Raw genomic sequence first — 13,512 nt, 5'->3', positions numbered from 1 at the left:
CTGTAATTGTGATTTCTCACTAAATTATTTACATCTTTTTATAGTTGGAGTATTCGGAAATGGTCTCCATTGGCGAAAGCTGTCCCAGAAATTTAACCATTAGATTTAGATCTTCGCTTATCGGGAAATAGCGTTGCTGATTGTCATCATACTGGTACTTAACAACAAGATCCAGTTTTTCTGCATTGAAAATTTTAATTTTTAAAGGTTTCTCGTTTAGAGACTGCAGTTTTTCCAGTCTTTTGGTTTTAATGTTGATGGTCATATAAAGTCTGCAATCCTTCATAAAGGAAGCATCAGCAGTAAGCGAAGCCGGATCTTGCTTGTAGCTAATAACCAACAGATCCTTCGTTTCCTGATCTATCCTGTAAGTTTGATTATCCGTTTTAACCAGGGTGGGAGATTTCCCATGATTTTTGAGAAAGGTCTTTACATCCCCTGCGCTTGGTGCTTTGCCTTTTACAGAGATCACCGTCCAGTGCTGATTTTCTGGCTTTGAAGGATCAAATTTAGCCACGGTCACTGTTTCCTTGTTTCCGGCTATCGTGGTATATTTATAATCGAAGCTATAGTTTTCCGGACGCGCTTTGGCTTTGGGGCTTAAAATAGACGTATCGATACCATATTTACTAAAGGCTGCAAGTACAACAGATTTTTGAGCAAATGCCGTAAATATGAATAGATTAAAAACGCTTAGTAAAATGACCTTTTTCATGATTTTTCTGATAAAATTATATTTTTTTTTGAATTTTATCAATAAACAGTAACTTTAAATTAAACAAAGCAATCTATATTATGAAACTAAAAATCCTATTCGGCTTAATCCTTACAACTTGTGCCATTTTCTTATTAACCGCGTTTAAACCCCAGGAGACAGGAAAAATTTGTTTCATCCGCTCCACTAATAGTATTGGTTCTATGGTAGCTTACAAAGTTTATATTGATGATGAATTGGTATGTAACCTAAAGAACAAAAGATATTCTACTCATAATGTTACACCTGGCGAACATACTGTTTCTGTACAAAACACAGGATTGAGCAGCCATAAAAAATCAAGACCTTTAAAAATCACGGTAGCTGCTGACAAAACGAACTATCTCGTTGTTGTAAACGCATCTGATGTATATTTACAGGAATCTGTTGAATCTTCTGCACAGGAATTATTAAAAAGAGTGGCTGCTACCGCCAAATGCCTCCCTTCCGAAGATAAGAAGTAAGCTGTTTAACCTTTGCGTACTTTGCTAACATGCCGGCAGCTTCTAAAGCTGCACAGATTATTTCAAGTATGAGGACCTTAAGAATATTTATAGTCGTAATGTTCTGCGCTACCTGCGCATTCGGCCAAATACCAACCAGAACAACAGCTAATTTGATAGATAGTATAAATTCGGCCTGGCCATCTATTAAGTTATTAAGCGAAACTGCTACAAATGCGGTGAATATACTGCCAGCAACCCCAGCTGATTCGCGACGTGTAATTACTCAATTACAACAGAGTACCCAATCAGCAATCGGGGCCGTTGTATACTATACAGGTGGAATACTCATTGACAACGGCTGGATTAGAATCCTGGGATCTGGGCATAGTGCGATGAAGCGAAACTTAACCCAATGGAATAACAATAAGACTACTGGAAAAAAATTAACGCTCATAGCAGACGATGCACTTGGCGGAATTTATGTCCTCAATGATGGGGGAATCCCGACCGATTCCGGAAAGGTTCATTATTGCTCACCCAAAGACCTAATTTACAAATCCTTAGAGACTGATTACGAAGGCTTTCTGAAGTTTTGTTTTGCTGGCGACCTTGATAAATTCTACAAAGGTTTAAGATGGAAAACCTGGCGACAAGATGTACAAAAGCTGAGTGCGGATGAAGTATATCTTTTCCTACCATTCTTATGGAAGCCTCAGGGAGGAAACATTGAAAAAGACATCAAAAAAACAATTCCGGTAGAACAGAAATATTTTCTGCTGCTACAGGAAATAGAAAGAAAAAAGGCTTTAAAAAAAGTTAATTAACTATTTAAAGGCATTGTATAATGATTATGTATCATTTCATAAGTTAATATTGATCCGGGCTTTAAACAATTTTCAAGGGTATGCGTATCATAATAGGTGCCTCCGTATAATCCTTCACCAAAAGAATAAAAGACTACTGTAGTAACTGATGCATGAGGTTTAACTAACTCCACGAGCGCTTTAATTGGTATACCTCCACATTCCGCAATACCAGACCATCCCTGTATGCAATGGTGCATCGTGATATTTTCTTCCTTATTCAGTGCACGAAGATCGTCAACTGACAATTCAACAGGATTTTCAACCAGTCCACCTACTTTTAGCTTATAGTCTTTAAATCTGTTATCAGACAGCGCCTTCCATTCTTCAGACACACTAAAAAAAACAAAAAGTAGCCATTACACGTTTGTAAAACAACTATGGATAGGAGACGATTCATTTCACAAACTTCGCTGGCATCACTCGGAATGGCATTTCTGCCAGGAATAGTAACCGATGTTTCAGCAATTTCAATTTCAGATACTATGAATAATTTCGAAAATGCGAAGTCGCACAAACGCTTCCGGCCTAAATACAAATCTGGCTTTGGCGGTGTGGCAATAGGTAATGGCTTTCATGAAAATCCAAATATAGAATGCTTGCAGGCGGTAGAAGCTGCCTGGAATGCGGGTGTAAGATATTATGACACCTCACCATGGTACGGATTAGGCACTAGCGAAAGAAGATTGGGATTGTTCCTTAAAGATAAGCCTGCTGACGAATATACCTTATCAACTAAGGTGGGCAGAATTCTTGACCCTAAGGAAAACTTTGATGTAACCCAAGCTATCTGGAAAGGAAAGATGAACTTTGGTTATAAATATGATTATACGGCCTCGGGCGTGCGCCGCAGTGTGGAGGACAGTTTACAGCGACTGGGCGTATCCTCGATTGACATCGTTTATATCCACGATTTGTCGCCAGATAATGGGGATATGAAGCAGGATTGGCTAAAATATTTTGAGATTGCGCAGAAAGGTGCCATGCCAGAATTAACTAAAATGAGGGAAGAGGGCTTGATAAAAGCATGGGGATTTGGCGTTAATACTGTAGAACCCATATTAAAAGCGATGGAAGTTGCAGATCCTGACATATTTCTTTCCGCATGTCAGTATTCATTAATTCATCATGTAGATGACCTGAATAAAGTGTTTCCTAAAGCAGCAGAAAAAGACATCTCAATTGTAGTTGGCGCTCCACTATGTGCGGGCTTTCTATCGGGAAAAGACCGTTACCTTTACGGAGGTGATTTTCCAACCGGTGTTAAAGAAAAACTGGCTGCACTAAAAAAAGTAGCAGACAGGCATAAGGTAGATCTGCGAACGGCGGCCTTGCAATTTTGTGCAGCACCGGATGTTGTATCCGGAGTTATTCCTGGAGCTCATACCGTAGAGCAGGCAACAGAAAATGCCGCTTCTTTTTCCACTGTTATACCGGCTGACTTCTGGGCGGAACTTAAAAAAGAAAAGTTGATTGCGGCAAATGCGCCTATTCCGAAAACCTAAGGATGTTACTTAGTATTGCAAAGATCAATCTATTAGACTAGAGTGCATTGCTTAAAAGTTTTTTCAAGGTATCCGAGTATTTGTTTTAATTTACCCGAAATTTTAAAAAGATGTCCCACACACCTTCTTCAGACAGATATTCCAATATGCTTTATCGCCGATGCGGTAAAAGCGGCCTTAAACTTTCGGCTTTATCACTTGGTCTTTGGCATAACTTCGGAGATGTAGACTTGATGCAAAACTATCGATCCATCCTACATACCGCTTTTGATCAGGGTATCACTCATTTTGACTTAGCGAATAACTATGGGCCACCTCCAGGTTCCGCGGAGATCAATTTCGGTCGGATCCTAAAGGAAGATTTTTCAGGCTATCGCGACGAGTTGATCATTTCAACTAAAGCGGGATACCACATGTGGGATGGGCCATATGGGGAATGGGGTTCAAAAAAGAATTTGGTTGCCAGCATCAATCAAAGCTTAAAACGCATGGGACTAGATTATGTTGATATATTTTATCATCACCGTCCAGATCCTGAAACACCACTGGAAGAAACCATGGCGGCGCTTGACCTCATTGTTAGACAGGGTAAGGCATTATACGTGGGCATCTCCAACTACAAACCAAAAGAAGCGGCTGAAGCTTTCAAGATATTAAGAGATCTGGGAACGCCATGCTTAATCCACCAACCCAAATATTCGATGTTTGAGCGTTGGGTAGAAAATGAAGGTTTATTAGACGTATTAGAGCGTAACGGCGTTGGCTGCATTCCCTTTTCTCCACTTGCACAGGGTTTGTTGACCGACAAATATTTAGCTGGCGTGCCTTCAGATTCCAGGGTGGCCAAAGGAGTTGGTTTTTTAACAGAAAATAACATCACCGAGCAACGTTTGCAGCAAATTAAAGCACTAAATAACCTTGCATTAGCCCGCGGACAGAGCCTGGCACAAATGGCATTGTCCTGGTTGCTAAAAGACGAAAGGGTTACTTCGGTTCTCATTGGTGCCAGTAAACCAGCACAGTTAATGGACTCCTTAAGATGTTTGGACAATTATGTATTCAGTACAGAAGAGTTGCAAAAAATTGAAGAAATACTCGGTTGATTAACCAATAAAACCCTACTTCCGTAAATACTTTGATAACGATTTAAGAGTGCATTAGCGTATTGATGTTTTGCAGTACCCGCAACGCCTCCTTTACCTCCAATTGCTCTTTCAGCTAATGTTGCAGACTTCTGAACTAACTGTGGATTTGTAAGTCCCCCCTTAGCGGCAACTACATTTATTCAAAGGCCGGATAATTAAGAGGATACTCTTTCCCTTTTACAAGTTCTAAAATTCCGTGGATTAAATACGAGTCCAATAAAACTATTCCTCTTTTCCTCCTCTAATTTTCCGACCTGAGTAAAGTCTTTATCAGTTATATGCCAAATATACCAATTATCGGATTTTTGATTGGCTCGTCTCCGACTTTTCGAGCATAATCATTTGTACTTCGAAATAATATATTTTCAGGATATCCAATATTTAAGCTATTCCCAACCTTTGTCCACAAATTAATTTTAAACCAAAATCTGTAGCGCAATGAGCATAAAACAAGACATTGTTATTTATTATTTCTTCCATATTGGGACTATCTCCAATTGAATAAATTCGGCTAAAACATCTGACAACGTCACTATTCAACTGCAATAAGTCAAATGCGATTAACTGCATATACCTTTTTTCTGTTTCTTTTATAGGCACAGAAAATATATCTCCTATTTTTGTTTTTAGTTTTTTTGCCATACATTATTCTTTAAGGCGTAATTCCAAAAAGAGGCCATTTGGATGGTGCAATAGAATTAATTTTATTATATAAATTAGGTAAGCCATACTAGTTTATTAGGTTTTGCTCCATTACTCTTGCCTGCTCTTTTGTAAGATTTGTGGCGCCTTTTATCACATCAAAATCTAATAAAGATTTAGCTCCAGCACCTGCTCTGTGTTCCGCAAATCTTACAGCTGGGTTTCTTGGCTAACTGTTTTTTGCCCGCTTTGATCGCTCTTGGATGATTATTAAGACAGCTGTTACAAAACCGCTAGTTCCTTTTCAACCGCGGGCAATAAACTTATATCACCATTTTTCGCTAGTTGCCTTAATCCTTGTTTTGTCAAGGATCTCTTTGCAAACGGCAAAATGAATTCTTCAAATAATCTATTCAATTTTTCTATGCGCTCTGCATCATCTAGAAAAACATCAAAGTCAAAAATCCTCCTATATTCCTTAGGTTCACCAGTCTGAACGTCGCCTATATCTGTTTTCACCAATTCTTTGTTAGAAACATATGTTCTACCAAACATACCTTGCACATAAATCTTTATTATCATCTGGTAATAATTTCCATAACTAGATTTCTGCAAGTACGTCACAAATATACATTCTGTACTCTCAATAAATAAACCGGCGAATTTTTTGTTCAAGCCGTATTTTTTTCCCGTGTCAAAAAACAACTCTTTAAACTCTTTGCTATCCATATCAATAAGTATCTAAAACTTTTTTCCATTCTATGCCTTGGAACCTTGGCATGGATTCTAACTCTTTCATGTACAAATTAAGCTGATTTTTTCCAGCTTTAATACCGCGCGGATTAAATGGTTTCAGTTCATAGATAATTCCATTAGCTGCATCTAAAAAATCAATTCTTTTTCCACTCGGCAAAACATATTCTTTAAACATTTTAGCAGCTGGGTTATGCAACTCAGCCTTGTAAGCCTTATGCATTTTTTGCCCCATTTTCAAACTAGACTTAGTATATTTCAACGTATACTTCCCGCCCGTAGCCGCCCATCCTGCAAAAGGTACCATCGCTGCAAAACTCAACCCCGCAGCTTGATAATTACCCCTTCCTAAAGAGATTAACCCGCTTGTACCATCAGCAAACTCTCCCACTCCAGGCAATAAACCGACCATATCCAAACTCTCCTGGATTTCATCCGCTATATTCCGTACATAAACCTTGCTTATATCCCCATACTGATGTGCGATATATCCATTGTTGTAAGCATCATCACCCCATAATTCCCGCTGTCTGTCTATCAACCAATTTCGATTACTCTTCATTTCGTTGATGTTCACGCCTGGTAATGTATATCCCCGAACTACCTGCTTTCCTCCTTGCTCCACCAAATTAGCGAATGCGGTCTTATATCCCCATGGTGTAACTTCTCCCCATCCATTTATAAGATTCAAATGCCTATTCAATTTGATCGAAGGCATCCTGATGATCGTAAAAGAGTCCAAAGCCGCCAAAGGAATTCCAGTACCCGCCGTAGGGGTTATTCAACAATTGATTTATAATGCTTAGCAACTCCTCCCAACTGCCAATTGGATCTGCTCCGCTTGGATCACTGAACGTTACTGGATTATTGAACGCAAAATTATATACCGTCAAATCATCGTACTTTTCGGCCATCGGATCCACGGCATTAAACCTCGCAAGCACAGGATCGTACTGCCGGTAAGGCATCGTATACAAATCAGGGTCGTTGCCGAAATCGTCATCCCATATCGATCCAGCAGTTATCTCCTTATTTGCACCGGATATAACAGGCGAAGAATTATGTACCAAACCAAAAGCATAAAAACTATTCTCCTGTCTTACCACCGCAACGCCACCCTGATTCTCAAAACTAACCCTTACATTCCCAAGATGATCTTTAATGTAATACTCATACGTGCCAACACCGCTGGCCGTCCTCACCCTACCCTCGGCAGTATTGATGTAACTCAGCATATTATCCACAGCAACAAAACCTTCCAGATAGGCTGTCGTTTTAATGGTGCCGCCATTATCCACCACCTGCTTTGTTAAACAAACACCGGAGCCATCGTAGTTATACTGGATGTAGCGATGGGTATAACTCAATAGTGTAACCCGGTTTACCTTCCCCAGATCGTTATAAGAATATTCCAGATTTTTGTTCTTATCCCGGATCAAGTCGCCATCATCATCGTACAGATAGTGTTCTGCATCTCCACTTTGGTTTTTAAAGCCATATGTTCCACCGGTACCGTTCGCATCTATCACCTGCATTAGCTGGTCATTGCCCCCGGAAGACTTATAACTGTAAGTGAGGTTGTCCATAGAAAAAACTACCGCCCCCGCCCAGTTGTTCCGCTCCAGTGACAGGATATTACCGTTTAAATCATAACTGATATTTTTCTCATCATAAGCGCCGTTCCGGTATGTCCAGCCCGAACCATTGTTTCCAAAAAACAAAGCATTACGTACCTGCCCCAGCTTATCGTAGCTATAGTTATACGCCCTGCCCACATTATCATAAGGATGGCTGTCCATTTTCGCCTTCCACTTGATTCCTGAAATCTGGCCGTTGTATATCCCCGTATTTCCGGTGCACCCTGAAGCATTGTACAGGATCTCCATCCCGAACACATCATTGCTATCCTCATTATAACCATCCGAGCTTAAATCTGAATTATTAATGTGCGTTAGCCAGCCGCGGATATTGTACCGCAAATCCACACTTTGCAGGTAACTTCCAATCATGGTTCTCAATAAGAAATCTAAAAAATTACAATATCTTCAAAGAACTTATCATTTTCCTGCCAACAGGAATCCAATCTCTTTGTCAGCATGCGTGTTCACACTTTGTTCACACCTTGTTCACACAAAAGCCACAAAAGGGTACCTTTTCGTGAACGAAATGTGTTTAAAGTGTGTTTTATGTGAATACATGCCTACCAGCAGTACCGGAGTCTGTTACCATGTGGGCCGGAGTGTATGAATATTATTGTGGAATATTGGAAATATACCACAATAATATTCAGCAATCAAGTTAGTTCATTGCAGTATTGACAATACCACTGGAGTTAAACTGCAGGTCATACAATTTTTTGTAATAGCCATCTAGCTTTAACAGCTCCTGGTGCGTCCCCTTTTCCTTAATCTCTCCCTTATCCAGCACAATAATCTGACTGGCCTTTTGGATGGTAGATAGCCTGTGGGCGATCACAATAGCCGTTCTGCCCTTCATTAAATTATCGATGGCTTTTTGAATGAGTAATTCCGTTTCCGTATCTACAGAAGAAGTGGCTTCGTCCAGTACCAGGATAGCAGGATTATAAACCAATGCACGGATAAAGGAGATGAGTTGTGCCTGCCCTGCCGACAGTGTAGAGCCTCTTTCCATCACATTGTAGTAATAACCGCCCGGTAAGCGGGAGATAAAATCATGAGCACCCACCTTTTTTGCCGCATCTACTACCTCATCCATGCTTATACCAGGATTGTTTAAGGTGATGTTATTGAAAATGGTATCAGAAAAAAGAAATACATCCTGCAAAACCGTTGCAATATGCTGCCGCAAATAGCCAAGTTCAAAATCCTGTATTTTAATGCCATCTATCTTAATCTCCCCTTTTTGAATTTCGTAGAAGCGGTTAAGAATGTTAATGGTAGAAGATTTACCAGCACCCGTGGCCCCAACAAGCGCTACGGTATCTCCAGCTTTTACCTCAAAAGAGATGTCTTTAAGCACGTAATTTTCATCCGTATAGGCAAAGTATACCTTTTCAAAAGAGATTGATCCATCCAGTTGAGCTGGCGCATAAATCCCCTTATTTTCCGTCACCTCGTCTGTATCCAAAACTTTAAACACCCGCTCTGCCCCTACCATACCCATTTGCAGGGTGTTGAATTTATCTGCCAGTTCCCGAATTGGACGGAACAACATGCTAATGTAAAGTAGAAATTCTGTGATGGTGCCCGGGGTAACATCAAGCGGTTTCTCCAAAATGCTTTTTGCACCATACCAAACCAGTAAGCCCATAGACATGGCCGAAATGATTTCTACCACCGGAAAAAAGATGGAATAGTACCAATTGGAGCGAATATTCGCATCGCGGTAGCGTGCATTGATTTTTTTAAACTTCTGAAACTCCTGATCTTCCCTGGCAAAATATTGGATAATGGAAATGCCACTGATGTGTTCCTGCAAGTAGGTGTTTAAATTGGATACTTCTGCCCGGATTTCCTGAAATGCAGATTTAATGGCTTTTTGAAATTTGGAAGTAGCCAGCATCAGCAAAGGCAAAGGCAAAAGCACCACCAGGGTAAGTGCCCAGTCGCGATAAACCATGAAACCCACAATAACAATCACCATAAGGATGTCTCCGATGATGACAATCAGGCCCTCAGAAAAAATGTCGGCAATGGTTTCCAAGTCGGACACTGTCCTGGTAATAAGCTGTCCGATGGGGGTACGGTCAAAATATTTTAGCCTCAGCTGCGTAATGTGGTTAAACACCGCAATCCGCAAATCGCGGATGGTAGACTGCCCAAGCGTATTGGTGAGCAGTGTATGCAAATACTGGATCACACTTTGCAGCACCAGCAGAAATATCATCAGGATGGTCATGGACACCAGACCGTTATAATTGCCGTTAAGGATATAATTATCCAGTGTATACTTGATTAAAAAAGGACGTACCGGTGCAATTAGTGCAAGCAGAATAGTAAGCACAATAGACCACACAAAAATCTTTCGGTAAGGCTTTACATAAAGAAAAATCCTTTTAAGCAGATCGGTATTGACAGCATCGCCGGTGATTTTAGACATCTTAGTTTACAAAAGGATAAGCTACAGTGACCAGATACAAACCACAGGCCGGAACAGACTGCCCTGCGTTGCTGCGGTTTTTACTTTCAATAATTTCGTTGAGCTGGTTAAGGGTAATTTCCTTTTTACCTACCATGACCAGTGTACCCACAATTGCACGTACCATGTTTCTTAAAAAACGATCTGCCCGGATGGTAAAGACCAAGCCCTGAGGACTGTTTTCAAATCTGGCTTCGGTAATTTTGCAGTTGTTGGTAAAGGTTTGCGTATTGGATTTACTGAAGCAGGAAAAATCTGTATATTTTAAAAGCAGTTGTGCGGCTTCGTTCATTGCGGCTACATCAAGTTCTCCTTTAAACAGCCAGGAACGGTTAAGCTCAAAAGGGTCTTTATGAAAATGAAGATGGTATTGGTATGCGCGGGCAGTAGCGTCAAAACGTGCATGTGCATCCTGATGTACTTTAAAAATGCGCTTTGCCGCAATATCATAAGGCAATAGAGAATTGATACCGGCTAAGCTTTTGCCAAGGAAGCCTTCATTTACAACAGCATCCGAATCTGCCGAAAAATGCAGGTCGAAATGTGCAAAAAACTGCCTCGCGTGTACACCCGCATCTGTACGTCCGCAACCAAGAGAAACTACCGGCTGCCGGAAATAGACAGATAAAGCTTTATCCAGACATTCCTGCACCGTTAAGGAGTTGGGCTGAATTTGCCATCCATGGTAATTACTACCATTGTAGCTGATCTCGATAAAAAAACGCTGTGTGTTCAAGAAGGCAAAACTAATATTTTTTAAGCTATATGATGGGACAAAGCAGCTTGCTTTTGATATATTTGCCCAAATTATTGAACTGATATGATACAAAGAGTGCAATCGATCTGGCTATTACTAACAAGTTTAACCCTTGTATGCCTGCTGTTTTTACCCTTAATTACCAAAAATGAAAGTGGTGGCGAACTAACGATGTATACTTGTGGCTTGTACCAAACTACACAATTGGCGCCTGCCCAAAGCGTAAAGGTAGCAGCCTATCTGCCCTTGCTTGTTTTTCATATTTTTCTGGCTGTACTGGCATTTGGCAACATTTTTATGTTCAAAAACCGCGTTTTGCAGAAAAGAATTGCAGTAATTACTGTTATTTTACTTACTGTTTTAAATTTCTGGGTGTTTAAATCTGCGCAGGGAATGCCGGGCGGACTGGAAAACACCACGGCTGGTGCAGGTGCCTTTATGCCTATTGTAGCGATTATATGGTGCTTTTTGGCCGTTAGAGGCATCCGTAACGATGAACGTTTAATTCGTTCGGCTGACCGTTTGAGGTAAGTAATTGAGGCTCTGCTGTTTTTTATTTGCAGCACAAACAGTAAAATGCTGATTATTAAGCGTATCTTTGCGGCTTAATAAATTATATTACATGAATAACCCATTTAAATTATTGGGGATAAGTGATGATGTTGTTAATGCTGTAAAGGATTTAGGTTTCGAAAATCCAACACCTATTCAGGAACAAAGTATTCCTGTGCTGTTAGAGGGCAATAACGATTTTGTTGGTTTGGCCCAAACAGGAACAGGAAAAACAGCCGCATTTGGTTTGCCGCTGTTAGAATTGATAGACTTTAAAAGCAATAAGCCGCAGGCATTGATTTTATGCCCGACTAGAGAGCTTTGCTTGCAGATTACCAGCGACATCAAGAATTTCTCAAAAAACATCTCTGGAGCTAGTGTAGTTGCCGTTTACGGTGGCGCTAACATTATGCAACAGCTGCGTGAGATTAGAAACGGTGTACAAATTGTTGTGGCTACACCGGGCCGAATGTTAGACATCATTAACCGTAAAGCAATTGACTTCACTAACGTGAAGTTTGTAGTGCTAGACGAGGCAGATGAAATGTTAAACATGGGCTTCCAGGAAGACATCAACGACATTTTGTCTACTACTCCTGACGACAAAAAAACATGGCTTTTCTCTGCTACTATGCCTCCTGAGGTAAGAAGAATAGCTAAAAACTACATGGACAGCCCAATTGAACTGACCATGGGTACCAAAAACACAGGTAACGTAAATATTGAGCATGAGTACTACACTGTACGTGCAAGAGATAAATATGCTGCCTTAAAAAGAATTGTAGATTTTAATCCTGAAATTTTTGCAGTAGTATTCTGTAAAACTAAACTGGATACCCAGGATGTTGCAGAGCACCTGATTAAAGATGGTTACAATGCGGATGCTTTACACGGAGATTTATCTCAACAACAACGTGATAAAGTAATGCAGCGTTTCCGTGACCGTAACATGCAATTGCTGATTGCAACTGATGTTGCTGCCCGCGGTATTGACGTAAACAACGTTACGCACGTAATCAACTACTCTTTACCTGATGAAATTGAAAGTTATACCCACAGAAGCGGTCGTACCGGTCGTGCTGGTAAAACCGGAGTTTCCATCTGTATCATCAATTCAAAAGAACTAGGAAAAATCCGTTCTATTGAAAGGATTATTGGTAAGAAATTTACAAAAGCAGAATTACCTACAGGTTTTGATGTTTGCGAAAAACAATTGTTTGCATTGGTACACAAAGTTCACAATGTAGAGGTAAATGAGGCTCAGATAGAGCAGTATATGCCACGCATTATGGATGAGTTTGCTGAACTGAGCAAAGATGAAGTGATTAAACGTTTTGCATCTTTAGAGTTTAACCGCTTTTTAGAATATTACAAAAACGCACCTGATTTGAATGCTACAGATGAGCGTGGCGAGAGAGGCGAACGTGGTGAAAGAGGCGAACGCGGACCTAGAAGCAGTGCTGGTTACACCCGTCTGTTTATCAACTTAGGTTCCGTAGACGACTTTACGCGTGGCGACTTGTTATCATTTGTTTGCAACAACGGTAAAATCAGCGGAAAATCAATCGGCAAAATCGACTTAAAAGGTGTGTATTCATTCTTTGAAGTAGAAGATGACAGTGTTGATTCTTTATTCAATAACTTTAAAGAGATCCAATTTAACAACCGTGGCGTGAGGATTGAAAAATCTGGCGACGCACCTGTTGGCGACCGCAAAGAACGTGGTGGTTACGGTGGCGGAGAACGCAGAGGCGGTGGCGAACGCAAAAGTTACGGCGGTGGCGGTAGCAGAGGCGGATACGCTAGCGGCGGAAGAAGCTCTGGTGGTGCCGGAAGACGTGAAGGCGGTAGCGCTGGTGGCGGATTTAAAGATTTCTCTGGCAGAAGCCGTGAGGACAGAGGCGCAAGCAGCGGTCCGAGAAGAGAAGGAAGCGGAAGCGGAGACAGAAGACGCAGGTCATAGTTTCTAAAAAACC

At 40.7% G+C, this 13,512-nt stretch carries 14 protein-coding genes; 6 read left to right on the top strand and 8 right to left on the bottom strand.

Going from position 1 to position 13,512, the window contains the following annotated elements; genetic code table 11:
* Window positions 1-28 precede the first annotated feature (28 nt).
* Window positions 29-715 (bottom strand): hypothetical protein, encoded by a 687-nt coding sequence (locus LPB86_RS07465; RefSeq protein WP_230642136.1) that lies wholly within the window; start codon window positions 713-715, stop codon window positions 29-31.
* Between the two features lie 80 nt (window positions 716-795).
* On the opposite strand from LPB86_RS07465, the gene LPB86_RS07460 reads away from it, so the two are divergent.
* Both LPB86_RS07460 and LPB86_RS07455 read left to right on the top strand, forming a co-directional pair.
* A complete protein-coding gene (locus tag LPB86_RS07460; protein ID WP_230642135.1) occupies window positions 796-1,218 on the top strand; it encodes a DUF2846 domain-containing protein in 423 nt (140 codons plus the stop codon).
* A 152-nt stretch (window positions 1,219-1,370) separates the two neighbouring features.
* Entirely contained in the window at window positions 1,371-2,024 is a 654-nt protein-coding gene (locus LPB86_RS07455; protein WP_230642134.1) for a DUF2625 family protein, read from the top strand.
* On the opposite strand, the gene LPB86_RS07450 is transcribed toward LPB86_RS07455, so the two are convergent.
* Entirely contained in the window at window positions 2,021-2,398 is a 378-nt protein-coding gene (locus LPB86_RS07450; protein ID WP_230642133.1) for a molybdopterin-dependent oxidoreductase, read from the bottom strand. The two genes, LPB86_RS07455 and LPB86_RS07450, sit on opposite strands and share 4 nt — an antisense overlap.
* Before the next feature lie 45 nt (window positions 2,399-2,443).
* On the opposite strand from LPB86_RS07450, the gene LPB86_RS07445 reads away from it, so the two are divergent.
* Both LPB86_RS07445 and mgrA read left to right on the top strand, forming a co-directional pair.
* On the top strand, window positions 2,444-3,568 hold the full coding sequence (locus tag LPB86_RS07445; RefSeq protein ID WP_230642132.1) for an aldo/keto reductase: 1,125 nt from the start codon (window positions 2,444-2,446) through the stop codon (window positions 3,566-3,568).
* 110 nt (window positions 3,569-3,678) lie between these two features.
* Window positions 3,679-4,671 carry an L-glyceraldehyde 3-phosphate reductase gene (gene mgrA, locus LPB86_RS07440; protein WP_230642131.1) on the top strand — a complete coding sequence of 331 codons (993 nt, stop codon included), beginning with the start codon at window positions 3,679-3,681 and terminating at the stop codon, window positions 4,669-4,671.
* Window positions 4,672-5,094: 423 nt separating this feature from the next.
* Here the strand turns inward: mgrA and LPB86_RS07435 are convergent, their stop codons facing one another.
* From LPB86_RS07435 to truA, 6 genes are all read right to left on the bottom strand, one after another.
* A complete protein-coding gene (locus tag LPB86_RS07435) occupies window positions 5,095-5,355 on the bottom strand; it encodes an immunity 26/phosphotriesterase HocA family protein (RefSeq protein WP_230642130.1) in 261 nt (86 codons plus the stop codon).
* Between the two features lie 282 nt (window positions 5,356-5,637).
* Window positions 5,638-6,084 carry a DUF4304 domain-containing protein gene (locus tag LPB86_RS07430; RefSeq protein WP_230642129.1) on the bottom strand — a complete coding sequence of 149 codons (447 nt, stop codon included), beginning with the start codon at window positions 6,082-6,084 and terminating at the stop codon, window positions 5,638-5,640.
* Between the two features lies 1 nt (window position 6,085).
* Window positions 6,086-6,799, bottom strand: a complete 714-nt coding sequence (locus tag LPB86_RS07425) for a hypothetical protein (RefSeq protein ID WP_230642128.1) — start codon at window positions 6,797-6,799, stop codon at window positions 6,086-6,088.
* Between the two features lie 4 nt (window positions 6,800-6,803).
* Window positions 6,804-8,117, bottom strand: a complete 1,314-nt coding sequence (locus LPB86_RS07420) for an RHS repeat domain-containing protein (RefSeq protein ID WP_230642127.1) — start codon at window positions 8,115-8,117, stop codon at window positions 6,804-6,806.
* Window positions 8,118-8,406: 289 nt separating this feature from the next.
* Window positions 8,407-10,188, bottom strand: a complete 1,782-nt coding sequence (locus tag LPB86_RS07415; protein ID WP_230642126.1) for an ABC transporter ATP-binding protein — start codon at window positions 10,186-10,188, stop codon at window positions 8,407-8,409.
* A 1-nt stretch (window position 10,189) separates the two neighbouring features.
* Entirely contained in the window at window positions 10,190-10,963 is a 774-nt protein-coding gene (truA, locus tag LPB86_RS07410) for a tRNA pseudouridine(38-40) synthase TruA (RefSeq protein ID WP_230642125.1), read from the bottom strand.
* A gap of 84 nt (window positions 10,964-11,047) precedes the next feature.
* Here truA and LPB86_RS07405 point away from each other — a divergent pair, with 84 nt between their 5' ends.
* The gene (locus tag LPB86_RS07405) at window positions 11,048-11,515 is read left to right on the top strand and encodes a DUF4293 domain-containing protein (protein WP_230642124.1); all 468 of its coding nucleotides are present in this window, start codon (window positions 11,048-11,050) and stop codon (window positions 11,513-11,515) included.
* Window positions 11,516-11,606: 91 nt separating this feature from the next.
* Window positions 11,607-13,499: a DEAD/DEAH box helicase gene (locus LPB86_RS07400; RefSeq protein ID WP_230642123.1), complete on the top strand. Its 1,893-nt coding sequence runs from the start codon at window positions 11,607-11,609 to the stop codon at window positions 13,497-13,499.
* Window positions 13,500-13,512 lie beyond the last annotated feature (13 nt).

Source organism: Pedobacter sp. MC2016-14, assembly GCF_020991475.1.
In the GTDB taxonomy this organism is placed as follows: domain Bacteria; phylum Bacteroidota; class Bacteroidia; order Sphingobacteriales; family Sphingobacteriaceae; genus Pedobacter.
Note: the sequence above shows the minus strand (reverse complement) of the source record. Positions and strands in the feature narration are given on the sequence as shown.

Excerpts from the sequence above, each read along its gene's own strand:
- LPB86_RS07465 (WP_230642136.1), bottom strand. The coding sequence starts at position 715 with ATGAAAAAGGTCATTTTACTAAGCGTTTTTAATCTATTCATATTTACG.
- LPB86_RS07460 (WP_230642135.1), top strand. The coding sequence starts at position 796 with ATGAAACTAAAAATCCTATTCGGCTTAATCCTTACAACTTGTGCCATT.
- LPB86_RS07445 (WP_230642132.1), top strand. The coding sequence starts at position 2,444 with ATGGATAGGAGACGATTCATTTCACAAACTTCGCTGGCATCACTCGGA.
- mgrA (WP_230642131.1), top strand. The coding sequence starts at position 3,679 with ATGTCCCACACACCTTCTTCAGACAGATATTCCAATATGCTTTATCGC.
- LPB86_RS07435 (WP_230642130.1), bottom strand. The coding sequence starts at position 5,355 with ATGGCAAAAAAACTAAAAACAAAAATAGGAGATATATTTTCTGTGCCT.
- LPB86_RS07430 (WP_230642129.1), bottom strand. The coding sequence starts at position 6,084 with ATGGATAGCAAAGAGTTTAAAGAGTTGTTTTTTGACACGGGAAAAAAA.
- LPB86_RS07420 (WP_230642127.1), bottom strand. The coding sequence starts at position 8,117 with ATGATTGGAAGTTACCTGCAAAGTGTGGATTTGCGGTACAATATCCGC.
- LPB86_RS07415 (WP_230642126.1), bottom strand. The coding sequence starts at position 10,188 with ATGTCTAAAATCACCGGCGATGCTGTCAATACCGATCTGCTTAAAAGG.
- LPB86_RS07405 (WP_230642124.1), top strand. The coding sequence starts at position 11,048 with ATGATACAAAGAGTGCAATCGATCTGGCTATTACTAACAAGTTTAACC.
- LPB86_RS07400 (WP_230642123.1), top strand. The coding sequence starts at position 11,607 with ATGAATAACCCATTTAAATTATTGGGGATAAGTGATGATGTTGTTAAT.